The sequence below is a fragment of the Oscillospiraceae bacterium CM genome, assembly GCA_022870705.1.
Taxonomy (GTDB): Bacteria; Bacillota; Clostridia; order Oscillospirales; family Oscillospiraceae; genus Sporobacter.
Window position 1 is genome coordinate 325,614 of the sequence record CP072107.1, and the last position, 25,497, is coordinate 351,110.

Here is a 25,497-nt window from a genome sequence, read left to right on the forward strand (position 1 = left end):
TGCATTTACGTTTTCGGATTCGATGATATAGTCATGTCCGCCAATGCGGATTGGAGTTTTTTTTGAGCAGAAACCAGCTCCTCTAAATAGAAGTTTCTTGCCTTTAAGTAAGCCAATTCTTCCAATGGAGACATAGCTCCCATGGCCTCTCTGGGTACGGAGCCATCGTAGCTGGAAGGGTTTACGGTAAACAGCCGTTCCTCACGAGCCATCTGCATCGCACGTTTTCCCGCTGAATTGGCTCGATCCTCTCCAAGGACAGCGGTGGAAAAGCCGAGACTGTTATATGCCGCCACGTAGGTCATGTGTTCCTCGGATATTTTTTTATACATGGCCACGTAAAAATCCTTTGTGTAGATCATATCGCGGCCTCTAAAGTCCTTCAAGAATGGATTGTCCAGAAATGGTCTAATCTCATCTGAAGGCTGTTTTCTTATCTGATTTTGTTTCATAACAGCAGCCTCCCATCGCTTTTCTCATACGCCTAAGCTCTTTGCTCGTTCAATCGCCAGTTTTGCGGCTTTCACTTTCATCCGCTGATATTTTTCTTCCTCACACAACAGATATTCACCAAAGTCATTCTCTGTCATATTCAGGAGATACTGCTCATATTCGACCGGTGTCATGCGATTTCTATCCCACATACGCCTCTCGTAGTTATAGTAATCTGCATACCCGGCAACCAATGCTTTCAGTTCATCAAGATCCCTGCACCTTGAGTAATTGCACTCATCTTTGAAATGCCCGAAAAACGACTCTTGCGGAGCGTTGTCCTGACAGTTTCCACGCTTAGACATGGACTGCTCAAACCCTTGATCGCTGACCTCTTGCTGGAAGGTGCCGGATAGATATACCACACCTTGATCGGAATGATAGATGCCTCCGTTGCAGCATGGATGTGAATCCGATTGCCGGAGTGTTTCAAGGGCAAGCTGCAAATCATTGTGTTCGCTAACAAGAAAAGCAATCAGCCTGCCGGTAACGGGGTCAAGCAGTGCAGATCCGTATGCTCTGCATCCGTCACCGTAAGTCAGATAGGTGACGTCTGTCAACCTCACCTCGTTCGGTCTGTGGAGGCGAAATCTACGTCCAAGAAGATTTGGTTTTACATTTTTTCGGAGTGCTGCTCCACCCATACGATTTGAGGAATCCGATTTCCGAATGGATGATGTAATCCCATATTCCTTCATGATGCGGCGTATCTTTTTTAGTCCCAAGTGCTGCCCCGTGAGAGTGGGCAGCATCATATAAATCTGTCTTGATCCCTTGGCGAAGCCTTTGTATTCCATCACCCTTCGAATAAGCTGGGCATCTTGCGCATCCTTTTCATTTCGTTTGATGACCGCTTGACCATAGTTCCCATTTTTCAAGATCGCATAGTATGATGCGCGAGAAATGCCAAGCAATGACAGAATATATTTCACCGTATATTTTCGCCCGGGATCTGCCATAAGTTCTTGAAGCCACAAGCAAAGAGCCTTTCTTTGAAACACATTCAAAGCAGGGACGATGTCGCCAATTCGAAGAAATCCTTTTTCCGCAATACCATCCAGTGCATTTATTCTGCTGCGGAGAATCTCTCGTGTAGGAATCACCTCCGGGACATCAGCACCGTCTGTCTTAACCCATTGGCTTAAAATTCGGCTGATACGGTATCGCTCCGTCGCAGAAAATATGCTTGGCTCAATGTCAAATACACGGAAAATATCGTCAATCGGCAGAGAGGAAATCGGCGCTGCCGCCTCAAAAAACGCAGCCTGCAGCGTTATCTTCTCACGAGTAGCCGTTTGAATATAGGGGTGATTTGTGTACTGCTTCACGGTTGCGGCATCGTAACCCGAATTGCGGCCTTTTTTCATGCTGCGGCCAGTATCTCTACCTGAGGAACGCTCAAATTTTTCCTTTAGACAATAAATTTTGTGGTAGCCTACATCCGCCGGAGCTATTCCATGTGCAAGCAAACCATCCTCTATGGACTGTTTTGGATAGTTTCGATATAGCTCCGCCTCAAAGTCCGGGTGCAGGATTAGCCGATTGACATCCCAAATGAATTTCCCGCTTTCAAGCAGTTCCTCCGAGGTTTTCGTGGGCATATTCATTGTTTTAGACCAATTTGCCTGTGTTTCGGGCGATGCCTTGGAATACTTCGGGCGTCCTCCTCGCTTAAAAACAGACCCTACCGATTGGGTAAAATTCTGCCCGAGCTGCTGCGTGTCAAAACCGTTAATTTCCAGCATTCTTCGGACGGTTGACCTTTCAGGCTTTAAAACCCATTCCTCATAGACCTGCTGCCTAAACTCAATTGTCAGCGATAGACGGTTTTCCAAAACCTCTAACACATTCGGATTTTTGCGCAGTGCTTCCATTTCTTCTTCTGAATATTTTTTGGCACCACATTTTTTTGCCATGTTCTTCACCCATAGGCTCTGCTCATATTTTGCATGATTCTTTTGGCATTTGTCAACCCTGTGTCCATTGCTTTTGCATCGTTGGCAGAATAATGTCTATTTTTCCTGCTTCGCTGTCAACCAGCAGTCTATTTCTCATGCCTTTTTGTCAGAGCATTGTCCTTTCTATGGGTACCATTTTAGTTCTTTCTCTGTTGTTAAGTATTCTTAGGGTGAGTCCTTCAAGGGGGTTCATCATGAACCTCACCTGGGTTCAGCTAATACGCATAGCACCCCCTTGGCGGAAAAGTGTATTTTCACCCGATCATCAGGGCAACGCTTTTTCGACTACATACAGATTGGAGCTGCTGCTTCCGTTTTCACGGTAGCGCGGCTTCTTTTCTATCAACCCTGCTTTATATAGGTCGTCCAACGCCCGTTTGACGGTGCTGCGGGAGAGGTGCAGGTCAGAGGCTATCTTTTTGATCCCCGGCCAGCAGGTTCCGGAAGCGTTGGTTCGGTCGCGCAGATACATATACACAGACTTTGCCCTGTGCGGGATGTCCTCGGCGTATACGGTTCCAAAGTAACTCATGTCTTGCCCTCCTGATGCTGGAATCCTCTCTGGCCGCGACGTTTTGAGTCGCGCAGACTGATGTCTGAGTCGCGCTGGCTGATGCCGCCCTTGGCGCTGGTGTCGTTTATCGGCACATCCTCGACCGCTTTTCCAGCGTGAAAGCGAGTCAGTATCCTCTGCTCCAATTCATCCTTGTCGGCATATGCGACCTTTCGCTCAGCCTTCTCAGGCACTTCGAAGACGCTATCGAAGGTAATGCCCCAATCAAGGAACAGGCGCAATCTTGTCTGCATGGGATGCGTGCCGGTTTTCATGACGACAAACTGTCCCTTGGGCAAGCTCTTGAGCTCGTCGGGCATCATGAGCGGGCGCTCCATCATCTGAAGGCTCTGGCTGGGGTCGTTTTTGCCTCGCGAGATGCTACCCGACATAACGGTGCGGCTGCCCAGCGCTTTTGACAGCACATCTGCAGTCTGGCTGTTGGGCGCGAAGCCTCCGAAGATGGTGCATTGGCAGTTATCGACGATGATCTCCGAGCCCTCCTTGCCGTAGTTCTTTTGGAGCTGGCCGAAGCTCTGGATTATCGGCACCATGAGCAGACGGCGAGAGCGTGAGGCTGAAAAAATGAGCTGAAGCGACTCTATGGGCGGAATGGTGCCCAGCTCGTCGCAGTAGAACACCACGCGGTTGTTGAGCTTCCCTCCGTTCTCATCCGCCACGGAAAGGATCTCCCGATAGAGCTGCTGGATCATGAGACTGACCATGAAATACTTCGTCAGGTCTTCCTCCGGCAACACAATAAAGATGGCGCTTTTCGTATTGCAGAACTTCTCAGCGTCGATGGCCGTGTCGAAGCAGAGGATCTGCTCCATCTCAGAGTCAAGAAACGCATTGAGCCGGGACAGCACCGTGGACATGACCGACGCCATGGCCTGCTCGGATGAGTTGAGGGCGGCGCCGGCGAACCACTTCGCTTTATGCTCAGCCGGGAGCTTCGCCATGAGGAGCTGAAACTGACTCTTGCCCTTTACTTTGGAAGGCTCCAACAACTCCTGCACCATTTTGAACACAGAGATGATGTGCCGCCGTTCCTCCGGGTGGTCGTCGTCGGGCGCGAGGAACTCCGCAAGGAGAAGGATGACGGAAGTCAGTAGTCCCTCGGCGGCGTCATAGAAGAATGCGTTTTGCCCGTAGTTGGCGCTGTCGCCAGAGGAGTTGATGATGGTCTTGCTGATGATCTTGGCGTACTTCTCCGCCTTGGCCTTGGCTGCAAGGTTGTGTTCGTCGGCGCGATACTCGTCCATATACTTGTTGACCAGATGAAGAAGATTGTTGCCGTCCGAGCGGGTGGGGTTTCTCAAATCGATGACCGCGATATTGTAGCCGTAATGATCACGGGCAACAGCACCGTAGTTGCGGAACAGATCCCCCTTTGTGTCTGTGCAGAGAAAACTCATGCCGGTGGCACAGGCGTACTCCAAGTTGGGGTAAAGGAAGAAGGCGGTCTTTCCGACGCCCGATGCGCCGATCATGAGGGTGTGGACGTCGTCCGTATCCACCAGCGCCGTGACCTCATTTTTCTTTCCGACGCTCCCGAGGATGATGCCCTGTTTCTGTGGCAGCTCCTTGCTCTTGCGCCACGCCTTGGGGCGAAATGGGATGCGCTTGTAGGTGCGCTGGATCTCCTTCTTGGTGGCGAACCGGGCTGTGCCGTGCTGACCGTCGCCCACGGTGCGAGATTTGATCCCGTTGAGGGTATAGTAATGCGCCAACAGCGAGAGCCCACCGATGACGGCGAACATGATCGCTGCGGCGGCGATCAGATAATAGACTTTTTCTTGCAACGCGCTCACTCCATTCTCATTGATATTTTTGACTCCGATTCGCAAGCACAGACCAACTCATCATTCCAGTCTTTTTGCTCAGAACGGTCTATCAGGATGTTGCTGTATCCATGCTCCAGAAGGATGGCGGTCAGGCGTTCCGTCGCCTTGATGCCGGCGTCATCGTTGTCGAGGCACAGCACGACTTCGTCGAGCTGCGCGTACTGCTCCAGCATCCAGAGCATTGCGTGTTCCGCCGTGCCGCACAGAGACACATAGCTGTGTTTCTGCCAGGCCTCCGGGTGCAGTGAGATATACGAGAGCATATCTATCGGAGCCTCGAACACAAAAAGACGTCCGGACGAGCCCAGCCAATGAAAGCTGTACCGGGGATCGCTGCTCTCGATGTTGCCGCGATAGCTCTTGCCCTCTGTGTAAATGCTCCGCTTATGCCCGTGACGGGAAACGCCGTGTTCGTCCAGTCCGACGAACACGGCGTTGTGATATATCTTGCTTTTATCTGCGGAAGGCTCTGCGCTCTCGTAGACGATCTTTTCTCTTGCGAAGGCTGTAAGCACCTCGCGGTCGATGTGGCGGTGCTGAAGAAGATAGGCATAGACACGGCGCATATCCGTGTGCGCCGGGGGCAGCGTAAAGGGCTTGCGCTCCTGCACAGGCTCCGGCTGTGCCCGCAGATAGGTCACGCCGGTTTCGCCGCCGAGGAGCATAGTAACGGCGTCCGGGAAACTCAGGCCATAGAACTGCTGCACAAAATCGATGGCGAGTCCGCCTTTCTCAGCGGCGTGGTCGAACCATTGATTACTGCGCACGGTGATGCTGTGATCCGAGGCGAGGCGCTTGTCCCGCCCGGACGGTATGAGCTTCTCGCCCTTGTGCCGAAGAAACTCGGGCAGGTCGACCGAATTAGCTCGGTGCTTCTGCTCGTCTGAAAAATGAATGTACTGTGCGATGATGCTCGCCTCCAATCTTAGTAGGTGATGTAGGTCTGCTCCTGCTCATGATCGTCCGCCTTGTGACCCTGGGCGATCTTCTTTTGCTTGAGTTCACGCAGGAGCTTCTTGTCAAGCTGGATTCTGCCGCCGCGCCTGGGCGGGGTGTTATCCTGAAATATCCGGCTCATGTGATGCAGGACCCGCGTCGCCGCAATGAACGAGGACGGGCTTCGCACCTCGTTCCAATGGTCAACGAAGAACTGAGCGTACTGATTGCCCTGCTCGGCGGCGCGGGTAAACCATAGGAGCGCAGCCTTCATGTCTTTGGGCACATCCGCGCCGGAGAGGTACAGCTTTCCCAGCGCGTACTGCGCCGCGGCGTTGCCTTGCTCAGCGGCCGACGCGAACCAGCACAGCGCATCGGAGGCATTCTTAGGAGCATCCTCGCCGGTTATACTACGCTTACCGAGCTGGTACATGGCGTAGCTGTTGCCGGCGTCGGCGGCGGTGCGGAAATAGTCGAGCGCCTTTGGAGCATCCTTTTGCATGATGCCCTCGTCCATGAGCAGCTTTCCCACGGCGTATGCGGCATCGGAGTTTCCACCGTCCGCCTTGCGTAGCAACAGCATCACCGCATTCCGTCGCTCTGTTTCATCAGCGTCGTCCGCTTTGACCGTGCGTATCAGAGCCCACACGTTTGCCTCCGCTTCCGGCTCGTCATTCGCATCTTCCTCAAAAGAGAACTCATGGCCGACCAGCTTGGCGGCCTCCACAACGACCATGTTCCGCACGGGCTTGAACTCCTTCTGCTTGGAGAGCGGTGGGATCTCCTGCACCTCGTCTTGGTAGGTGCTGAGAATGTCCGTGCGGATATCGAACCATAGGCGAAACGCCTCCGTCACATCCGCACCCCGCGCCAGCTCATCCACGATCTCATCGACGATGGCCTTGACCGGCGCTTGCAGATAGCCGTACTGCATCTTGCCCTTGTGCATCGCCAGCTTCGCCACGAGCTGTTCGGTGAGCTTTTCGATGCGATCGTTTTTTAGAACGCCGCTTGCCATGCGGTCGATGAGTTCTTGATACAGTCGCCGTGCGTTTTCCTTGAGTGCGTCGCGCTGCCGGGTGTCCGCCGCATAAAGCTCCTGAAGCTGTTCAGGGAAAATGCTCCGCGCCAAGGCCGACTTGACCTGAGTGATGCCGTCTTTTGTGAGGAAGCCCTCTTTGGGATCAGTGGAGTACAGGATCATGTGGACATGGGGATGGTGGGTCTGGTCATGGAAGGACGCATACCACCGCAGATGCTCCGGCTTTATCTTGTATGCTTTTGCGAGGTCAGCGGCGCAGGCGGAGAGCATCGCTCGCCAGCTCTCCGGGGATTCATATCCCATCGCCTGTGCGTCCTCGCGCCTGAGTGAAATAACCGGCGTCCACACGACGCCAGGATGCTCTGATATTTCTTTCTGTATTTGCGACAGCACAAGCTCTCTGCCGCCGCCGTCGAACAAACCGTGAGCGCCGGTCTTGGATACGCCGGGGCGTGTTCCGATGTAGTCCACATAGTTTTCACGCTTGCCAATCTGGTCGAGGTTCTGCTCCAAGGCGATCCCAATATAGTCCGAGGCATTTGCTATCGTCGGGTTTGCGAGATAGTCCTGATACTCGAAACGCTTTTTGGTCAACGGAAAATCTTTGACGATTTGGCGGATGAGCTGCGCTTGCTTTTGCGTCGAGGGTTTGTTGCTGTCAGTCGTCGGTGTGGGTGCTGCGCCCTCCCGTGTTGCGATGTAGCGCACGAGATACGAGAGGTGCGCGGCGTTACCAGCCCCGCTTTTGAAGTGCGGCGAGATAAAAATAAGGCGAGGCATGATCACTCATCCTCGTCCATATCCTCGCCCTGTATGAGCGTGTCAATATCCAAATCATATTCCAGCGGTATCGGATCTTGATAGAGCTGCTCATATGTCAGCGTGCCCTTGAGCCGTTTGACATCGCTGATGGATTTGTTGTGGATGTGCTTGAGCTGTTCCGGGCTCACTCGTATCAGTCCGGAAATGATATTCATTGTCTTTGCTTCCTCCACCGAGAGACGGAAGAGGTTGCGGTTGGTGTGTGCGGCGAAGCTGTCGAGCAGTCCGCGCAACACCTGAGTCAGCACCGGCACGAGGTATGCGGTCGCGTCCTTTGCCGAAATGTATCCGGCGTAAAACCGTATCGCGTTCTCAGCAAACTCCGACTGGCTCTGACAGTTGTCTTTCTGAAAGTTAATTTCGACCAGTCTCTTGGTATCCGGATTGAGCCAAAAGGCATATTTCTTCTTTATCTGTTCGTTCATAAATAATTCTGTCCTTTCCGCCCACGTCACCCGTCAAAAGCCTGTAACACTGGGCTTTTCCGTCCTTCACGACCCCGGTCGGTTCAAAAAAGCGGTTTTACGACCCCTCTTCAAAAATGCCCCGACCCGCTCTGCGGGGCGGTGTTTTCCGCATCGGAGGGCGCTCTGCGACCCCGGTGCTTTATCCTGTACTAAAATCGTGAGCGTCATTTTGCCTTCAAACCTCCCGCAAAAAGCCCCGACACGGCGGTCAAGCCATGCCGGGGTACTGGGATGCCACACAAGCCCGAAGGAGGGCACACAGGGCGGCACAGGCCGTCACGGTGGCTTACATGGTCGGTTGCGCCTGTGGGCTGTCCGTCTGCGCCATGCACCGCTTGCTGTATTCGACGACATTCATGCCGCCCGTCTGCTCCTGGCAGTAGGCGTCCATCGCACGGAGCAGAACTTCTTTCTCGGCTGCGTTCAGCGTGTAGCTGAGTTCTGTCTGTCCGTCGTCCTTCCAGAGAATGATGTCCAGCGAATCACAGACCTTCTGTGCCTCCATATCGTAGTTTGCGTAGAGATTGATATAGTCGTCATTCTCATCTGTGCAGACATGGGTTCCGAACACAGCGTCCACATCAAAGTTGGCGTCGATATAAAAATTGAGTTTCCCGTTATCCATGTCTATGATCTCATCGGAGAGGGAGAAACTTCGCGCACTGAGATGCCCAGCCGATGTGATTTGTTTGCCGTCCAGCTTGTCAAGAAAAGCGGCCCACTTCTGCTCTGCCGAGAGACAATCCTTTCGGAATGCGTGATGGGCCACCGTGCTGACGTCGCCCATGGCGAAGGTTTCCCAGCCGTTCATGATATTGACGGCAGAGAACTCCCGCTTGTCGAGGTCGATATCGAACGCGCCGACCACCTTGCCGGTGTTGTCCATTCGGACGCCGACCATCTCATCAAACTCGTCTGCGGTGATTGCTTCGCGGCAGACATACGTTTCTGCAAAGGAATCCGTGACGAGATTTTCTTGGAGATACAACCGCAGCCTGTGAGCGGCGTCGAGGAATTCATGTCCACGGTCGGTTTTGAAATACTGCTCTGTGCCGTTCTCCGTCACATGAAACACAGAGACGTGCCGTGTTTCCTCCGCCTTCTGCTCCGCTGCAATGCGCTCGGCCTCAATCGCCATATTGATTTCGGTGCGCTCCTGCGCCGGGACATACTGTGCATACAGCTCATCCAGCCGCGCCTGCATGACGGTCTGCGTATCTGTGCCGCTCTCATTCAGCACGCGCTCCAGCGCGGCGAGTCGCCGTCTGTCCATCCAGAGTTCGATAGAATTATCATCAGCCATTTTTCTCAGCCTCCTTCATCGGCGCGACAGCAGAGACGGTCGGCTTCGCAGGTGCAGGCTGTGGCTTTGGTGTGGGCTGCTTCGCCGGACGCTTGGGCTTGGGAGTAGCAGGCGCGGTTTTGCTGTCAACATACTCGCGCAGAGCTTCCGGCACCGCTTTCTCATACAGCTCTATGAGCGTCCGTTCCAGTCGCTGCTGTGTAGTGGCGTTTTCCTTTTTGAGAGTGAATTCCAAGGCTTTGAGTTTTTCCTCATCAAAGGGAATCGTGATATCAATCATATTCATGTTGTTTCCTCCAATCAAAATGTGATAAACCGCATGTGCGGCTCAGCGTCAGGTTCATATTCTGCGAACTGCTCTGGCTTTCCGAAGACCTCTTTGTACTGTTCCAGTTGCTGTTCGGAGAGAGAGGCAAAGTCACCCTCGCCGTCATCTCTGACGAGAAAGAACGGCCCGCAAATAATGTCTTCGCCCAGCCGTCTGTTCATTTCCATGCCGCCCAGCTTGCCTTCCTCGTTGCACACGAGAATGGTGCCAGAGTCATCATCCAGATACACGCACTCAATCAGACCGCCGACTTCTTCTTGTAGGCTCTTGAGGTCAGAACCAATATCCTTTTCTTCAGGAGCCTTGCCCGGTTCCACGCGCAGGATGTGCAGCGTTTTGTTTTCGCTCATGGTGTTTCCTCCGTTTCTGTGATATAGGTGATGTAGGGTACCTCCAACCACACCGTCCAGCTTCGCTCCGAGAGCTGCGTCTTGACCACGCCGTACTTGGTTCCCATGGCTTCGATGACCTCGCCGTTTCCGATGTATACGCCGATATGCCCTTCGTGCCAGACGGCGAGACCCGGCGTGTCGGGCATGGTGGACATATCTCCCTTGACTGTGGCGTTGTAATACATTCCGTCCGCACCAACATCCGGCATTCCGTTAATGGCATAGCCAATGCTCATGTCGCTGACGTCGAGCCAACCGTAGCCCTTGATAAGCCCCACGCAGTCTGTGGTTCTGCCGCCGAGCCAATTCTCACGGATGAAGTCCTCGTAGTTGCCGACGCCGTCCGGGTACTGTGCCAGCTTGGACGCAAAGAGGCTGTCGGTCAGCACCCATCCGCAGGTGCCCCAGACATACCCCCAGCCGTTTTCCCATGCGCTGACCGCATAGGTGGCAAGGTCGAGATTGTTTTTCGTGTATGGATCTGTGAATGCCGAGATATCCAACTCAATGCTGGCTCCGTCGCCACGGAGATATGCGCCGGAGAAGGTATCTCCGCCACTTCGTGTGCGGAGCATAACTGCGGTGACATTTTCCTTTACCACATCGGTGATGGGTATGCCCATTACGCTTTGAATATTTTCGTAGGCCGTTTCGATGGGGAGCGGCACGGCTACAGTGTAGATGTTACCATCGGCGTTCGTGCGCTGCTCATAGGATACGAAGCAGTCCACGAAGCGGCTGATGCCTATTGCGCTGGGATTCTGTTCGCCGAAGTACAGAGAATAAAAAATGGCCTTGACCCGGTGAGAGTCAAGGCCGTTGCCGCCCTCCGCCATTGAGTTGACGGCGGCGATCTCGCTATCCACGATGGCGAGGCTGGATTGCATTTGTTCGATATGCTCCCGGTACGCCTCCGGCACAGAGCCGGCGATCATGCCGCCGTAGTACGAGAGATCGAGCGCTTCAATGTTGTGATCCGCCCCGCCTGATAGGAAGCTGCACACGATGACCAGCAGAATAATGAGCGGAGAGAGAACGGCGGCGATGATCCAGCCGACCGTCTTGCGGAGCTTATCGTTGGTGAGTACAGTTGCAGCAATCTTCGCCGCCGCTGCCGCAGTGAACGCCATCAGCGACCACCTGCCTTGCCGAACAGCTTTTCCTTATACGCCGGAACGTGGACCATAAGGTTATACCGCTCGTTGCCGCATTTGTAGAGGCAAACGCCCCGCTGGGGGAAGCGGATGAGGTTGTACTCGGATTCCTCGAGCTGGAGCGTGTCCATATAGAAGCGCTTGTCGATGTTGCCGGCGTTGAACAGGAAGGCGTGGGTGGGGATGCTGAACAGGGGCTTTGTCAACTCGGCGATGCCGGGGATGGCGAAGTCTTCGAGGTTCTGGCTGGCAAGGATGACGCTGGATTCCTTCTTGCGTACCCGCTTCATGAAGTTCCTGATGTATTCGATGGCGGTCAGATTGGTTAGGAAGAGGTACAACTCGTCGATGGACGCTGCCGTGTTGCCCTCGGTCAAGAGCTTATCGCTCATGAAGGACAGTACATTGAACAGCAGGGCGTTCTTCACATTCTTGCTGGCCTGTAGAAGTCCTTTCACGCCGAATACCACGAAGCGGGAGCTTGTAACATTCGTATGTCCGTTGAAGAACTGGCTTTCCGCGCCCTGGCACATGGAGTGGAGCCCCAAGAGGATCTCCTGCAAAAGCTCCTTGGTGTAGAGCTGGTATCTGTTTTCGTCGAAACCCTTGTACTCCGCCTCAATCAGCGCATACAGATCCGATAGGATGGGGTAATCCACAGGCGTCAGCTTGGCGAAGTTCGTGCGGTCGCTGATACCCCATTTTGCGTATAGCTTCGCCAGCATCAGCTCGATGACGTCGATATTCTTGTCATCAAAATCCTTGTAGCATCGGAAGAAGTCCTTGAGGAAGGAGATGTGCTGACTGAGCTTGGTGGTCTGGCGGAAGGTCTGGGGTGCGTCGGCATCGGCAATGTCCGCCGCATCGCTGCCATCGCTGCCATCGTCCCATGACTTGGGTTCAAGCGGGTTGATCATGTACTGGCCCGACATGAGGTCGATAAAGCATCCGCCAAGGTTCTCCGCCAGATCGATGTATTCGTGCTCGGGGTCCAGACATAAGACATTCTTGCCGCTCTCCAGAATGTTGCACAGGAGCAGCTTGAGCAGATAGCTCTTGCCCTGACCGCTGTTGCCAAGGATGAGGCAACAGGGGTTGGTCTTGTCATCGTCGCGCTTGTCGAGGTCGACGAGAATGTTGCTGCCGAACTTATCCCGCCCGATGTAGAAGCCGTGGGCGTCGGTCTTGCCGGAATAGTTGAAGGGATAGAGGTTGGCGACCGAGCTGGCCGGCAGAACACGCTCGAACTGCGCGCCAAACACATTTCGCCCGGAAGGGCCGACGCAGAGGAAGCCCTGCTGCTGACGGAGCAGGAGTCTGTCCACATTGAGCTTGCTCCGTACCAGTTCCGTCAGTACATCGGTCTGGAGCAGCTTGAGGGCGTCGTATTCGTGGGCGATAAGTTCGATATATACCGCGCAGTGCAGGAGCGGCTCACGGTTGCGGTGCATGCTGGATACCAGCACGGCCACATCCTGCAGGTTGCTCTCGGCGGTGACCGTCTGCTGGAGGTCATTGGCGTTGGAGCCCGCCATTCGATTTTTGTTGGCGGCGTTATGAATGATCTGCTTTTCCTCCGTGGGCGTGACCTGCCGGGTATAGATGCGAAGCGTCACGCCGTCCTTCTCGCCCAGATGCCGCAGGATCGCCTGTTCGTCGGTCGCCGTGGGATATTCCCGCAGCGCCCAGACGCAACGATAGGTGTTGCCGCAGATGATATGGTCGGTGTTGAACTTGATGATCCCCGGCGAGACCATATCCAGAAACTCCTTGATCTGAGCATCCTTCACCGGGGCGGTGCCTTTCTTGGTGTGCTTACCCAATTATAGATACCTCCTAACTTTACTCGCCGAGGATAATCCAACGCTCGCCGTCGTTGTCCTCATAGACCTCGGTGGTCACATTCTGCTCATAGTACACGCCGAGAAGCCGCTTGATGTCCTCATTTCCGAAGCGCCGCACGGTGAAGTTCTGATCTTTCAGGGATTTTTCGATGCGGGAGAGATACGGGAACACCTCCGCTTCCTTTTCCTTTCTGAGTCTCACAATGATGAGAAACTCACGGGCGGTCGCCATCTGCACCTGCAGGCGGTCGAGGCTGACCGCGTCCTGCTCCAGCAGCTTCCGCACGGCAGGCAGATTCTCCGCCTCGGTGCGGCTCTTGAGATAGCTTTTGTTATCCTCAAAGCTCTCGCGGCTGTTGATGCAGAGCATCTCCAGCTCCGCGATGCCCTTGAGAACAGTCATCAGCGCATAGATCCGCGCCGCCACGCTGGTGTCGGACAGCACGCTGATGTTGGTCGGCTTGATAGAGAAAAAGACCAGCTCTCCGTTGCCGGTCAGCAGACTGTAATCGGTAATGCCGAGGATGTTCAAGAGCTGCCGGGTGGACTGTCGTTCCTTCTCGGCTGTTTTCTTTTTTCTGCTCATGCGTTCATCTCCCATCTGTAGGTTTGCGGCTTCAGGAAAAAGAAGCCGATGGCGTTTGCAATAAAGTCCTTGATGCTGGTGCCCTCAAAGCGGATGGAGAGAAAGGCGTAGACCGCCGTGATCACGATGGGCAGAAAGATGTGGAGCTGCGCCAGCGCAAAAACAGAGAGCAGAAGCCCCACGCCGATAATGCCGATATCCTTCAGCTCCCACAGGAACAGCGTCGCCTTGGCCTTGAGGTTGTCAGGGTATAGATACAAAGTGTTCACCTCCAAAAGTTTAGGGGCCGCCTTTCGGCAGCCCCCATACGGTCGTATTGGATTATTCGATGTTTGCGTCGTCCAGAGCCTGCTGGATAAGTCCCAGCACGAACTCCCGCTGACTGAGCTTCTTGCCGGTGCGCTCCGACTCGCTATCGAGGTAGCGCTTGATCCGCTGGAAGAGTTCCTCCGGGATCTGGAATGCCATAGTTCTGTTGCCGTCCATTTTCTTTCCTTCTTTCTGATTGTAGTATTCTGTTATAAGCATAGTCACATATTGGCTGAGCGTCTGACCTGATTGCTCCTGCTCCGAGCGCACTCTGGCGTGCAGGGATTCTGGTATCTGAGCGCAGAGGTTCTTAGTGTTCTCCATGGCGGGTACTTCCTTTCTCCTGATTTGCAACGCAAGTATAGCGAAAGAATGAAGCGATAGCTATTACCAAACCCAACGAAGAACACCCGAAAAACGAAGCATATTACATACTTACCCGACCACTCGGAGAGCGGCGGCAAGGCCATGCAGAACGAACTCAACGCAGGGGATCGCCACGCTGTTGCCCAGCGCTTTATACCGTGCGCTGTCGGATGCATCAGGGATATCCGTCCAGCCATCGGGGAAGCCTTGGAGCCTTTCGCACTCCAGAGGCGTCAGGCGGCGGATGAGGCAGGTGCGTTCCACGATGCATTTATCCTCGCTGACGAACTGATTGTTGACGCCCTTGTGGTCGCTGTAGCCGATGGTGCCCACCGTCTGCTGATAGGTCGGCTGGCAGACGAGATCGGTGGCATCCTTGTGCTGCCTTGCGCTCTGGGTGCTGGCAATCTCATCATCCTTGAAAACATCCACACGCTGTCGGGAAAAGACTGCGTGATGATCTAATCCCGAGGATTGAGTTATTCCGATGTTGTCAGGTAAGGGCGGAGCTACTTGTTGAGAATCAAGCTTTTTTTCATCCGTTGACATTATTAAACCTCCAGATAATAGATTAAAAGCGGTCTGGCAGTAAATGCTGCCAAGACCGCTTTTTTCGTATTCATACTAATTGTTGATCTAATTTTTCTTTAGGCATATATTGCGTTTAGAATAGCTTTCCCACTCAATGTTTTAAACATTTTACCCCCGGCACTGTGAACGGAGTCAATCGACATATCATCCTCATAAAAATTAACAAGAAAGTCCGCCTCAACCAGTATCTGATAATCGATTCCCTGAATGTCGGTATAGGTATGATGACGCGCGATAAGCCAGCAAACACGGTCAATAACACCCGATTCGATGTCTAACCCCTCCAGAAGCTTTTTTGCTTCAGGCGGACCTTCAATCTGCTGATAGTTTCCAGCGGAGCTGTTGTACTTTTCCTCGCTGTTTTTAATCCCAATGTCATGAGTAAGCGCCGCGATTTCAATAATCTCCTGCGTGCTTTCGTCTAATCCTTCCATCTCTCCGATTGCCTTGGCAAAACCGTATACCTTCAGAAAATGGTTAATTCGCCGAACATCCCCGGCGTAATAGGCAATCATAGCGGTGATTATCTGTCCAATAAGGTTCATTTCGTGCCCCTTGCCTCTCTTTAGAAGGTTACCGTTTTATCCGCCCATTCCACCATCTTCAGGCAATCAATCATTGTTGAAAGTGGGCAGACTTCGCTGCCGTCCATATTCCTTGATTTGAGGCAAGTGCCGCAAGCGAGAATTTCTCCGCCTGCCTCATGAAACGCCTCAACCTGAGTAGCCACGTCAAATTTTTCGTGGTGAAGGCTCTCAATTTCAACAGCTTCCCCCATCAGAAAAACCTTTACTTCATGCCCGTTCTTTCTGGCTGTAACGGCAAAACGCATCGCGTTCCAGGACTTCTCAAATTCCTTTGTCTCGATAATAACCCCAATTTTCATTTTGCAGCCTCCCAACATTAATTTGATGCTAATAATTATACCATAATCAGTGCGATGTTAAATAATGATTAGATGATGATGCGCCCTTCTGAACTGCCAAAACCTTTCAGAAGGGCGCTGATTCATGGTTATTCTACCGTGATAACAGAGACGGGACAGTTATCCCGCGCTTCTGCTGCCGCGTCTTCCGCAGATTCAGGAACAGGGTCCGCGCAAACCTCCGCGCGCCCGTCATCAGCCATCCGGAATACCTCCGGACAGGTTGATGCGCATAGTCCGCAGGAAATACAGTCTTCTCTGTCGATCATCGCTTTCATATGCTGATATTCCTTTCCCAATCAGGCATTCATGAACAGTTTGATGTCATCGTCAACCGCTCCGACACCCGCGATACCGAATTTTTCAACCAGCACCTTGGCCACATTGGGTGACAGGAAGCCCGGCAGCGTGGGGCCGAGATGGATGTTCTTCACGCCCAGGTACAGCAGAGCCAAGAGAACGATGACGGCCTTCTGTTCGTACCAGGCGATATTATACGCAATCGGCAGCTTGTTGATATCGTCGAGTCCGAACACCTCTTTGAGCTTAAGGGCAATGACCGCCAGAGAATAGGAGTCGTTGCACTGCCCGGCGTCCAGAACCCTCGGAATACCGCCGATATCGCCCAGCTTCAGCTTATTATAGCGATACTTCGCGCAGCCCGCCGTAAGAATCACCGTGTCCTTCGGGAGCTTCTCGGCAAACTCGGTGTAGTATTCTCTGGACTTCATGCGTCCGTCACAGCCGGCCATAACAAAGAACTTCTTGATCGCGCCTGATTTGACGGCATCGACAACCTTGTCGGCCAGGGCAATTACCTGATTATGGGCAAAGCCGCCCACGATGCTGCCAGTCTCAATTTCATCTGGTGCGGGAAGAGTTTTGGCAAGCGCGATGATTTCGGAAAAATCCTTTTTGCCGTTCTCCTCGGCTTCAATGTGCTTGCAGCCAGGATAGCCCGTGGAACCCGTTGTAAATATCCTGCCCCGGACCTCCTCGCTTCTGGGCGGAACGATGCAGTTGGTGGTAAACAGGATGGGACCATGGAAGGAGACAAATTCGTCAAGCTGCTTCCACCATGCGTTGCCGTAGTTGCCCGCGAAATTATCGTATTTTTTGAAAGCCGGGTAATAATGGGCGGGCAGCATCTCGCTATGGGTATATACATCCACGCCAGTTCCCTTCGTCTGCTCCAAAAGCTGTTCCAGATCGGTCAGGTCATGGCCGGAAATCAGGATCGCGGGATTTTTTCTGACGCCGATATTAACTTCAGTGATTTCAGGATTGCCGAACCGCGAGGTGTTGGCCTCATCCAAAAGAGCCATGACTTTGACGCCGTATTCGCCTGTTTTCAGTGTCAGCGCAACCAGATCATCGGCGGAGAGGGAGTCGTCCAGCGTTGCAGCCAGCGCCTCATAGATGAAGGCGTTGATGGCCAAGTCTTCTTTTCCGATGTTTTTCGCATGCTCGGCATAGGCCGCCATGCCCTTAAGACCGTATGTGATCATCTCGCGCAGAGAACGCACATCCTCGTTTGCGGTTGACAGCACGCCGACGGTTGCGGCCTTTTCCAGCATGGATTCTCTTGAACTAACCGTGAAAGTCGCCGCGTCGTGTAAACCCGCAGAAGCAACAGAATCTCTGAGTTTGTCTCTTGCGGCGATCATTTTCATGATCTGCTTTTCAATAGAGCCGTCGTCGAAATTCGCGTTGGTGATGGTCATAAACAGGCTGCTGAGCACCTCATAATTTGTTTCGCCGAGGGTTTTGACGTCCAGCTTTCCTTTGACTACAATTTCTGAAATGCCCTTGAGGGTGTAAATCAGAAGATCCTGAAGCTTTGCTACTTCTTCGGTTTTTCCGCAGACGCCGCGCACCGCGCAGCCCTTTCCTCCAGCGGTTTCCTGACACTGATAACAAAACATACTCATTTTTGCTTCCTCCTTTAAAATTCAGTCTTCAACAGGTTCGAATTCGTCCTTGCCGACAAAACAGATCGGGCACTGCCAATCATCGGGTAAATCTTCAAATGCCGTGCCGGGCGCGATGCCGCTGTCGGGATCGCCAAGCGCGGGATCGTAGATATACCCGCAGGGAATACACCTGTACTTTTTCATCCGGATTCCTCCTACACTTTCTCAGCTTTTCGGTGCGGGCGCCTTTACGATAATCAGCTCCAGCGTTTCGTCATGCGTATTTCTGACATTCATTTTGGCTTGAAACGGGATTTTCAGCAGAGTCCCGGCTTCGTACTCATGGATTTCCTGCTCATCAAGGCCGATGGAGAGCCTTCCGCGAATGACGGTCATATACACGTTTGAATTGGATAAGTGCTCCGGCAATCCCTCACCCTTGTTGAACACCATGTGGAGGTAATGAAGGTTTTCGTCAAATATAACTTTTTCTATCGCTTTTTCATTTGTTTTGGACAGCTTATACTCTTTTTCTATCATTATGCTTACCTCCTGTCAATCAAGAATTGTTCCATCGGTTGAAATCGTCACTACCTGCCAGGGAATCATTTTGCCGCTGTTTTGAAGCGCCCTTTTTACTGCGTTTTCGATCCCGCCGCAGCAGGGAACTTCCATTCTGACAACCGTAACGCTTTTTATATTGTTGTTTCGAATGATCTCCGTGAGTTTGTCGCTGTAATCCCCTTCGTCCAGCTTGGGGCAGCCGATCAGCGTCACTTTGTTCCTGATAAACCTGTTGTGAAAATCGCCGTAAGCATAGGCCGTACAGTCGGCGGCGACCAGCAAATTGGCGTCCGCGAAATACGGCGCGCCCAACGGCGCAAGTTTGATCTGGACGGGCCACTGTGACAACTGGCTTTTGTTTTCGCTGATATTGGGCCGGACGGCCTCACACTCATTTTCCCGATGGATTGCTTTAGACTGCGTCCCCGGACATCCGCAGGCCAGCGTTTCTCCCTGTTTGCTCAGCTTGCTTTTCTTCACGGCGGCTTCGTCGTATTCCTTCGCTTCGCGTTCCTCAAAGCTGATCGCGCCTGTCGGGCAGGCTGGCAGGCAGTCGCCCAGGCCGTCGCAATAATCGTCGCGGAGAAGCGTGGCCTTTCCGTTTATCATTCCGATTGCCCCTTCGTGGCAGGCTTTTGCGCACAGACCGCAGCCGTTGCATTTCTCTTCATCAATTCTGATAATTTTTCGAATCATGTTCCGTTCACCTCTTTTTCGGAGTGCGTTATTTCATATTATTGTTGACTTTATGTCTTGAGTTTACTATTCTTAAGTCAATAAGTCGGTTGGAATTCCAACGAAAGAGGATTTAATGAAAAATTATATGGATGTGCTGAAAACAGTACGATTATTCAAGGGTATTGAAGAGGCTGATTTACAGCCGCTTTTATCGTGCCTGGCCGCGAAATCGGTTCGTTTTGAGAAAGGTCAAACCGTGTTTTCCAGCGGCGAAAGCATCGAAAAATTCGGCATTGTTCTATCGGGACAGGTCCAGGTCGTTCAGGATGACTATTACGGAAACAGAAGCATACTCGGAAAAATTGACATTGGGAACCTGTTCGGGGAATCCTTTGCCTGCGCGGAAATAAAAACGCTTCCGGTCAGTGTAATCACAACGACCGAAAGTGAACTGCTATTTATCGACTGTCACAGGCTTGCCGTCCCGTGCGCCAAGGCATGTGGTTTTCACAGCAGGCTCATTCAGAATATGTTGAGTATCGTATCCATGAAAAATATATCGCTGACACAGAAAATTGAATTTACCTCAAAACGCACCACCCGTGAAAAGCTCCTGGCCTACCTTGCGACTGAGGCCAAGAAATCGGGAAGCAGTCACTTTTGCATTCCATTCAACCGGCAGGAACTGGCGGACTACCTTTCCGTCGAGCGCAGCGCCATGTCGGCCGAGCTTTCAAAGCTCAGGGATGACGGCGTTCTAAAGTTTCACAAAAACCAGTTCGATCTGTTATAGCTGTATCGTACGGTTACCAATTTCAATGATTCCCTCGTCCTTCATTTTTTTCAGTTCCCTGAACAACGACGGTCGTTGAACGCCCAAGTAATCTGCCAGTTCTTTTTTACTGAAAGGGAGGACGATTTTCGAAGAGCCTTGAATAATGGATTGTTGCTTGAGATAGTCCATTAAATTCTCACGCAGCGTTTTTTGGGTTAGCATCGTAATCTTTCGATTCATGCCTTGGGAATTCAGAGACAAAGATTTTATATACCGCATGACAAAGTGATATTCATGCAGAAATTCCATAACCGCATCTTTTGATATATGAAGCACGTCGCAAGGTGTTACGCCGTAAATATTTAATGGATATATGGTGTTTTCTCCAAACAGCAAATTGGCTCCGATGATACTGTCTTTTTGAAACTCGAACATTGTAATCGCTGAACCGTTTTCCGACAAGGAATACGCAACAAGCTTTCCTGATAAAACAACGTCGAGCACAGAACAGGCTTCATGCTGATGGTGTACCGTCGCGCCCTTCGAGTAATGCCTTACAAACAGCTGATTTTCCGTAACACATCTATCCAAAACGGCGGTATCCATTTCCGAAAGCAAGGGAATATGCCGTATTTTCTCAATTATCATATAGACCGCTCCTTTTTGAATATTATAGCAAAAAGAAACATAGGTGTCTATTTCAATTGAATAATACCCACTATAATCAAATCAAACAGATTATAGGAGGTATCACATGGATGTATTGACTTTGGCAATGTGGATCGGAACCGCCATATTCCTAATGTTTTCTTTTGCCAAGGATAAGGGAAAAACAAAGCAGGCCCTCAAAATGGCGTTTGGCATGGGCAAAGGAATGCTGGGCAGTATTTTGTCCATTATTTTTTTGATTGGTTTGATCTTGACTGTATTCCCGCCTGAAAACATTGCCGAATTCGTCGGTAAGCAGTCGGTACTTTTGGCCACTGTAATTGCTGCCGCGTTCGGAGCAATTACCTTGATTCCGGCATTTATCGCTTTCCCGCTTGTCGGTACGCTTGTGCACGCAGGCGTGGGGATAGTTCCCTCCGTCGCTTTTCTGACAACGCTTACGATGGTCGGTATCGTCACATTTCCGCTGGAAAGGCGTGAGTTTGGCTTAAAATTTACCGCCGTGAGAAACGGGCTGAGTTTTATATTTGCGATTATTATTGCGCTTGTTATGGGGGTGATTGTATGAAGGTTCTGCGAAAAGCAAAAGAAAACCTGTTTATCCTGTTCATCGCGGCAGCTTACATTGCCATGTTTATTATAAACCAGAACATGGGGATTGCCTCTGTCAAGAACAGCTTTTATTATATAAAAGAAATGATTATGATCATGCCGGTCATATTTGTTTTGACTGCTCTCCTGGATTTATGGGTTCCCAAGGAAAAAATCATGAAATATCTTGGAAAAGAAGCAAAAGTAAAAGGCGTCGTTCTTTCTCTTGCGCTTGGAAGTATATCTGCAGGCCCAATCTACGCAGCGTTTCCGCTGTGCGTGATGCTGCATAAGAAAGGCGCTTCAGTCAGAAATCTTGTGATAATATTAAGCGCTTGGGCCGTGATAAAAGTCCCGATGCTATTAAATGAGTTGAAATTCCTGGGATTTAAGTTTATGGCGGTTCGCTGGGTTTTGACTGTCATTGCTATCGTTGTATTTTCATGGATCACAGCGAAAATTGTAAAGGATGATGACCTGCCTCAGCTCAAGGCAAATCAGAGCGGCCCTTCCATCAACAAATCCGCCTGTATGGGGTGCTCTTTGTGTACAAAAAATTACCCGGAGTTATTTGAGATTCAGAACAAAAAGGCTTCTCTCAAAACAATCAGTAAAGAGATCGATCAAGAGAAGCTTATGAAGGCAGTCAACGCATGCCCGGTCAAGGCAATCTCTTTTTCTGCAGATGAATATTAGTGACAACTAAATTAGGAGTTTAAACCTTCTTTTTACTCGCATGGTTTCAATAACTAAATATATTGAAAGCACCTCTATAATGAAGTTGACGGTTATCGGCCGACCCACAACATTATGGAGGTGCTTTGTTATGCAAAAAGAAATTGAACTAAAATGTCTTTGCGACGGACTGCTCGATGCGTTACGCGAGATGGGGCTGGGAAAATACAGCCTTCGTAACTATTACTATGAGGGCATGTGGCCTCTCATTAAGGCGTACCGAAAAGCCGGGAAAGAGTTATATGATCCTGTGTTTACAAACGAGGTGGTTCTTGATATCCAGAAGCAATTTCAAGAAGGTCTTGTTGGGAATCACATAAGCATGCACATTCGTAAGATGGCAGCATTGATGGAGGAATATTCTTTAAACCGTTGCATCGTGTGGCATAGAATAAAGCCTTGTCCCGCTATTCAGCTATCTGCCTATTATGAATACATCATACTGGGATTTAAATCTTGGGAAGAAGAAAGGAAGGTGCGTACTCCTAAAGGAATCCAAAGTTTTGTTGGGATAGCGCGTAAATTTTTCAGATATCTCGAAATGAATGGGCATTCCTCACCCAAAACGATAACGCTTAAATTGGTCAGTGGATTTCTGCTGTTTGTTGCGCCGCAGCATAAAGGCAGTATGGAACGTGTATTAATACTGTGGATGCTTTGAACTATATCCGTGAACTGAAAGACATGGGGATCAGCATATACTTCGAAAATGAGAATATAGACACGCTAACACCTGGAGGCGAGGTCTTAATTACCATACTGGCAGCAATGGCGGAACAGGAATCCCGCACGATGAGCACTAATATAAAATGGACGTACCAAAAGAAATTCAAAAACGGTGAGGTCGTCCTCAATACTGGACTGATGCTCGGATACACGAAAGTCGGCGACGGCGAATATGTAATCAACGAAGAAGAGGCCAAGATCGTTCGGCGAATTTACCGCGAATACCTTGCAGGGATTACAGTAACACAGATATGTAGAGGGCTGGAATCGGACGCTATACTGACAAAGCTTGGTAAAAAGCATTGGCACAGCAACGTGGTAATAAGTATCCTAGGCAACGAAAAATACACCGGCAACGCGATCCTCGGGAAAACTTTCAAGCCTGATGTGCTCTCAAAATACAGGCAAAAGAACAAAGGACAAGCCCCGATGTACTACGCAGAAGGAACGCACCCGGCCATAATCGATAAAGAGATGTATGAAATGGCAAAGAAAGAGATGCAACGACGAAGAGATGATAGGAACAACGCGATTGGCAGCAGTCGATACACCAGTAAATACCCGTTAAGCGGCCTGCTAATATGTGGGATCTGCGGCCATAGGCTTAGACGCCATGTGCGTACAGTAGGAAGCGGCGCCAAGGTGCCGGCGTGGGGCTGTGCCAATAGAATCGAAAATGGTAGAAACGTCTGCAATTCGCACCATATTAATGAAGATCAGCTGCAGCGTACATACCTCGCAGCGATCAGAGAGATGATCGACAGCGCAGAGGAAATCGTGAGCGCCGTGTGTGAAAGCGCAGGTTTAATCATGGAGCCAGATAACCGCAATGCTCTCAATAAGGTTGAACAGCAGATCATCGACCTGCAGGCAGCGGCGTTGGAGCTGCACAAGGCAAAGCAGCGGATGGCAATCAGTGAGGCAGACTGCGCAGCTCAGGTACGGAGCTACAAAGAGCAGATGGATGCGCTTGAAGAGAAGCAAGCTGTGCTGCAGACAACAGGCATTCGGTACGCCGAAGTCAGAGCATGGCTGGCTGCTTTCGAGGAACACATCAAAACCGGTGCAATCATGAACGTACATGACGGAATCATTATGAAGCAGATGGTCGAGCAGATCATCATCGGTGACACCAGCATGGAGATTCACTTCCAATGCGGCGTCGTAATAGAGCAGGACTATACAGAGTAAAGCGACGCCCTTGGCGGTCGAATGAAGTCGGCTGCCAAGGGCATCTATTTATCAGGACTGCTTTAAAGTTTTTGCAATAAAAGTATGAAAATGCCGTTTATTTCATTCTTGGCTTTGCTTTATACGCTGAATATAATCAGCCAACATTTTTGCAGATTCTTTATTATTTGGGTATTGATATGGTTTTTCTGCGATCATACTGCGCAAAAAATCCCAAAAGGCAGTTGCTAAGTTAGCCTCATTAATTGCCAAAACAACTGGAGGAGTAGATGTTTTAGCGACTATTGCGCCAAGCTCTTCTCTTGCATATACGATATACTGGGCTTCTGTTTCTCCATTTGTGAAATAAACATGGAAATTTTCATATTTCTCGAGGAGAAGCAATATGTATTCTAGATGCAGGATATATTCCTCCAAAGTGTAGTAGACTGTATCTCCGAGCAACATCTCCGAAAAAGCAACTTTAATTTTCCCGCTCTTGGCATAATCAGCGTCAAAAAGATTTATGATCTCCGCACATGAGTTGACCTTTAAATTGTTTTCGAAAAGCCGTGTTCTTTGATCCCGTATATTATTGTAATCAACATCTTTATTTCCGATACGGGCAATTATCCCTGAAACTATGTTGTCAGGCATTGTCAGAATGGATAGTGATTCTGTTTTTATAATGGAATTACTTTTTTCTTTTTCATATTCAATTAAAGTATTTAAATACGCCTCTTTGTCTTTAACAGTAAATGTTCGCATTAGCGGTTTACAGAGGCTCAAATACTGGTTGAACTCTTCAGCATATGTACTAATCATTTTGCCGTTTCTTATAAGCATATTTGCAGCGTGCTCGATCGAATTTCCAATAGAGCTCGAAATAACAGCGGTGACACCGGGGGAAATAAACAGTGTTTTTTTGAATATTCCATCCCTCTTTTTGGGATAGAAATACGGCTCAATCAACCCAGTCATGTAAAGGGGCATCCATTGACTTATTGCGTTCAACATTTCATCCAGGTCACGACTAACTGTATGAATGATTTTTATCCTGTTTCCTTTAGAAAGCAGTTGTACCATCAAGGAAGCCCATTGCGATGCGAAATCACGATCTGCCGTCATCCAGTCGGTTGTCTCATCACTAAATAACAGCAAAGTCTGAGGCTTGCTTTGTGCAATTACTTCAGAAAGAAAATATAAGGCTGCTTGACGCTTTCCATCCACGCCATAGTAAACAGAAATATCTTCTTGCGGATATTCGGCTTTTGCTTTCAACTGTTGAAAAATATCTGGATTTACTTGTATGGTATTGGAATTTGAAAACCCGGCAAGAAAACTCCCGACGTATTCCGTATCTTCCACCTGTTCATCAATCAGCCATTTTGATATATGTTTAGAAAGCTCCCCACTGTCTGCCGCAGAAGAACTAAGTTTTAGCGCTTCGGCCATAGCTTTGCGCTGATAATCCTCTTTGCCGTTTCTCGCAAAGTACTCAGCCATAGACTTTATGCAGGCGATATCTTTTAATGCGCCCCGCTGCCCTTTTCGAAGGCGACTGATATAGGATGCATCCAGTTTAATCTTCTGCCCTAGCGCGCTATTGCTTGTTCTTGTTATATTCATAAGAAAATCAAGTTTTTCATAAAACTGCATCACAACCACCCCTGTTTCAGTTTATCAGAGGTATTATTGGAAATCAATTCTTTTGTCATGATTCATGCCACACAATTTGGCATTGCCAGTTTCTATAAAACT

Annotated in this window: 30 protein-coding genes; 5 read left to right on the forward strand and 25 right to left on the reverse strand. The window is 50.5% G+C overall.

From position 1 onward, the window contains the following. Positions 1-5: 5 nt before the first annotated feature. The 23 genes from IZU99_01680 to IZU99_01790 form a co-directional block, all read right to left on the reverse strand. Entirely contained in the window at positions 6-452 is a 447-nt protein-coding gene (locus IZU99_01680; GenBank protein ID UOO38006.1) for a hypothetical protein, read from the reverse strand. Positions 453-476: 24 nt separating this feature from the next. Next, on the reverse strand, positions 477-2,408 hold the full coding sequence (locus IZU99_01685; protein ID UOO38007.1) for an IS3 family transposase: 1,932 nt from the start codon (positions 2,406-2,408) through the stop codon (positions 477-479). Positions 2,409-2,715: 307 nt separating this feature from the next. Further along, the gene (locus IZU99_01690) at positions 2,716-2,982 is read right to left on the reverse strand and encodes a helix-turn-helix domain-containing protein (GenBank protein UOO38008.1); all 267 of its coding nucleotides are present in this window, start codon (positions 2,980-2,982) and stop codon (positions 2,716-2,718) included. Further along, positions 2,979-4,766, reverse strand: a complete 1,788-nt coding sequence (locus IZU99_01695) for a type IV secretory system conjugative DNA transfer family protein (GenBank protein UOO38711.1) — start codon at positions 4,764-4,766, stop codon at positions 2,979-2,981. The genes IZU99_01690 and IZU99_01695 overlap by 4 nt, the downstream gene beginning before the upstream one ends. A 47-nt stretch (positions 4,767-4,813) precedes the next feature. Beyond that, positions 4,814-5,758, reverse strand: a complete 945-nt coding sequence (locus IZU99_01700) for a DUF3991 and TOPRIM domain-containing protein (protein ID UOO38712.1) — start codon at positions 5,756-5,758, stop codon at positions 4,814-4,816. 17 nt (positions 5,759-5,775) lie between these two features. Further along, entirely contained in the window at positions 5,776-7,608 is a 1,833-nt protein-coding gene (locus tag IZU99_01705) for an SEL1-like repeat protein (GenBank protein UOO38009.1), read from the reverse strand. Between the two features lie 2 nt (positions 7,609-7,610). Further along, on the reverse strand, positions 7,611-8,075 hold the full coding sequence (locus IZU99_01710; GenBank protein UOO38010.1) for a hypothetical protein: 465 nt from the start codon (positions 8,073-8,075) through the stop codon (positions 7,611-7,613). Positions 8,076-8,403: 328 nt separating this feature from the next. Next, on the reverse strand, positions 8,404-9,420 hold the full coding sequence (locus IZU99_01715; GenBank protein UOO38011.1) for a hypothetical protein: 1,017 nt from the start codon (positions 9,418-9,420) through the stop codon (positions 8,404-8,406). Further along, positions 9,413-9,706 (reverse strand): hypothetical protein, encoded by a 294-nt coding sequence (locus IZU99_01720; protein UOO38012.1) that lies wholly within the window; start codon positions 9,704-9,706, stop codon positions 9,413-9,415. Before IZU99_01720 ends, IZU99_01715 begins: the two co-directional genes overlap by 8 nt. Positions 9,707-9,720: 14 nt before the next feature. After that, on the reverse strand, positions 9,721-10,098 hold the full coding sequence (locus IZU99_01725; protein UOO38013.1) for a DUF3846 domain-containing protein: 378 nt from the start codon (positions 10,096-10,098) through the stop codon (positions 9,721-9,723). Further along, on the reverse strand, positions 10,095-11,270 hold the full coding sequence (locus tag IZU99_01730; GenBank protein UOO38014.1) for a hypothetical protein: 1,176 nt from the start codon (positions 11,268-11,270) through the stop codon (positions 10,095-10,097). The genes IZU99_01725 and IZU99_01730 overlap by 4 nt, the downstream gene beginning before the upstream one ends. Next, entirely contained in the window at positions 11,270-13,117 is a 1,848-nt protein-coding gene (locus tag IZU99_01735) for a DUF87 domain-containing protein (GenBank protein ID UOO38015.1), read from the reverse strand. Before IZU99_01735 ends, IZU99_01730 begins: the two co-directional genes overlap by 1 nt. Before the next feature lie 19 nt (positions 13,118-13,136). Further along, on the reverse strand, positions 13,137-13,724 hold the full coding sequence (locus IZU99_01740; protein UOO38016.1) for a hypothetical protein: 588 nt from the start codon (positions 13,722-13,724) through the stop codon (positions 13,137-13,139). Continuing rightward, positions 13,721-13,984 (reverse strand): hypothetical protein, encoded by a 264-nt coding sequence (locus IZU99_01745; protein UOO38017.1) that lies wholly within the window; start codon positions 13,982-13,984, stop codon positions 13,721-13,723. The genes IZU99_01740 and IZU99_01745 overlap by 4 nt, the downstream gene beginning before the upstream one ends. 61 nt (positions 13,985-14,045) lie before the next feature. Further along, entirely contained in the window at positions 14,046-14,357 is a 312-nt protein-coding gene (locus IZU99_01750; GenBank protein UOO38018.1) for a 4-oxalocrotonate tautomerase, read from the reverse strand. A gap of 111 nt (positions 14,358-14,468) precedes the next feature. After that, the gene (locus IZU99_01755) at positions 14,469-14,948 is read right to left on the reverse strand and encodes a DNA cytosine methyltransferase (protein UOO38019.1); all 480 of its coding nucleotides are present in this window, start codon (positions 14,946-14,948) and stop codon (positions 14,469-14,471) included. A 98-nt stretch (positions 14,949-15,046) separates the two neighbouring features. Further along, on the reverse strand, positions 15,047-15,535 hold the full coding sequence (locus IZU99_01760; protein UOO38020.1) for an HD domain-containing protein: 489 nt from the start codon (positions 15,533-15,535) through the stop codon (positions 15,047-15,049). A gap of 20 nt (positions 15,536-15,555) precedes the next feature. Continuing rightward, a complete protein-coding gene (locus IZU99_01765; GenBank protein ID UOO38021.1) occupies positions 15,556-15,876 on the reverse strand; it encodes a DsrE family protein in 321 nt (106 codons plus the stop codon). A 128-nt stretch (positions 15,877-16,004) separates the two neighbouring features. Next, positions 16,005-16,193: a ferredoxin gene (locus IZU99_01770; protein ID UOO38022.1), complete on the reverse strand. Its 189-nt coding sequence runs from the start codon at positions 16,191-16,193 to the stop codon at positions 16,005-16,007. 21 nt (positions 16,194-16,214) lie between these two features. Then, positions 16,215-17,846 carry a hydroxylamine reductase gene (gene hcp, locus IZU99_01775; protein UOO38023.1) on the reverse strand — a complete coding sequence of 544 codons (1,632 nt, stop codon included), beginning with the start codon at positions 17,844-17,846 and terminating at the stop codon, positions 16,215-16,217. A 21-nt stretch (positions 17,847-17,867) separates the two neighbouring features. Then, the gene (locus IZU99_01780) at positions 17,868-18,032 is read right to left on the reverse strand and encodes a rubredoxin (GenBank protein UOO38024.1); all 165 of its coding nucleotides are present in this window, start codon (positions 18,030-18,032) and stop codon (positions 17,868-17,870) included. 21 nt (positions 18,033-18,053) lie between these two features. Continuing rightward, positions 18,054-18,368, reverse strand: coding sequence for a cupin domain-containing protein (locus IZU99_01785; GenBank protein UOO38025.1), 315 nt, complete (start codon positions 18,366-18,368; stop codon positions 18,054-18,056). A gap of 15 nt (positions 18,369-18,383) precedes the next feature. Then, positions 18,384-19,088, reverse strand: a complete 705-nt coding sequence (locus tag IZU99_01790; protein UOO38026.1) for a 4Fe-4S binding protein — start codon at positions 19,086-19,088, stop codon at positions 18,384-18,386. 115 nt (positions 19,089-19,203) lie between these two features. Between IZU99_01790 and IZU99_01795 the strand changes: the two genes are divergently transcribed. Next, complete coding sequence (locus IZU99_01795; GenBank protein ID UOO38027.1) at positions 19,204-19,863, forward strand: Crp/Fnr family transcriptional regulator; 660 nt, start codon at positions 19,204-19,206, stop codon at positions 19,861-19,863. Here IZU99_01795 and IZU99_01800 read toward each other — a convergent pair. Continuing rightward, entirely contained in the window at positions 19,858-20,493 is a 636-nt protein-coding gene (locus tag IZU99_01800) for a Crp/Fnr family transcriptional regulator (GenBank protein ID UOO38028.1), read from the reverse strand. The genes IZU99_01795 and IZU99_01800 overlap by 6 nt on opposite strands. Positions 20,494-20,599: 106 nt before the next feature. Here IZU99_01800 and IZU99_01805 point away from each other — a divergent pair, with 106 nt between their 5' ends. From IZU99_01805 to IZU99_01820, 4 genes are all read left to right on the forward strand, one after another. Next, positions 20,600-21,082, forward strand: a complete 483-nt coding sequence (locus tag IZU99_01805) for a permease (GenBank protein ID UOO38029.1) — start codon at positions 20,600-20,602, stop codon at positions 21,080-21,082. Next, entirely contained in the window at positions 21,079-21,801 is a 723-nt protein-coding gene (locus IZU99_01810; protein ID UOO38030.1) for a permease, read from the forward strand. Before IZU99_01805 ends, IZU99_01810 begins: the two co-directional genes overlap by 4 nt. Positions 21,802-21,931: 130 nt before the next feature. Then, entirely contained in the window at positions 21,932-22,501 is a 570-nt protein-coding gene (locus tag IZU99_01815) for a hypothetical protein (protein UOO38031.1), read from the forward strand. After that, on the forward strand, positions 22,498-23,757 hold the full coding sequence (locus IZU99_01820; GenBank protein UOO38032.1) for a recombinase family protein: 1,260 nt from the start codon (positions 22,498-22,500) through the stop codon (positions 23,755-23,757). Before IZU99_01815 ends, IZU99_01820 begins: the two co-directional genes overlap by 4 nt. Positions 23,758-23,859: 102 nt before the next feature. Here IZU99_01820 and IZU99_01825 read toward each other — a convergent pair whose 3' ends face one another. Further along, on the reverse strand, positions 23,860-25,395 hold the full coding sequence (locus IZU99_01825; protein UOO38033.1) for a transcriptional regulator: 1,536 nt from the start codon (positions 25,393-25,395) through the stop codon (positions 23,860-23,862). Between the last annotated feature and the right edge of the window lie 102 nt (positions 25,396-25,497).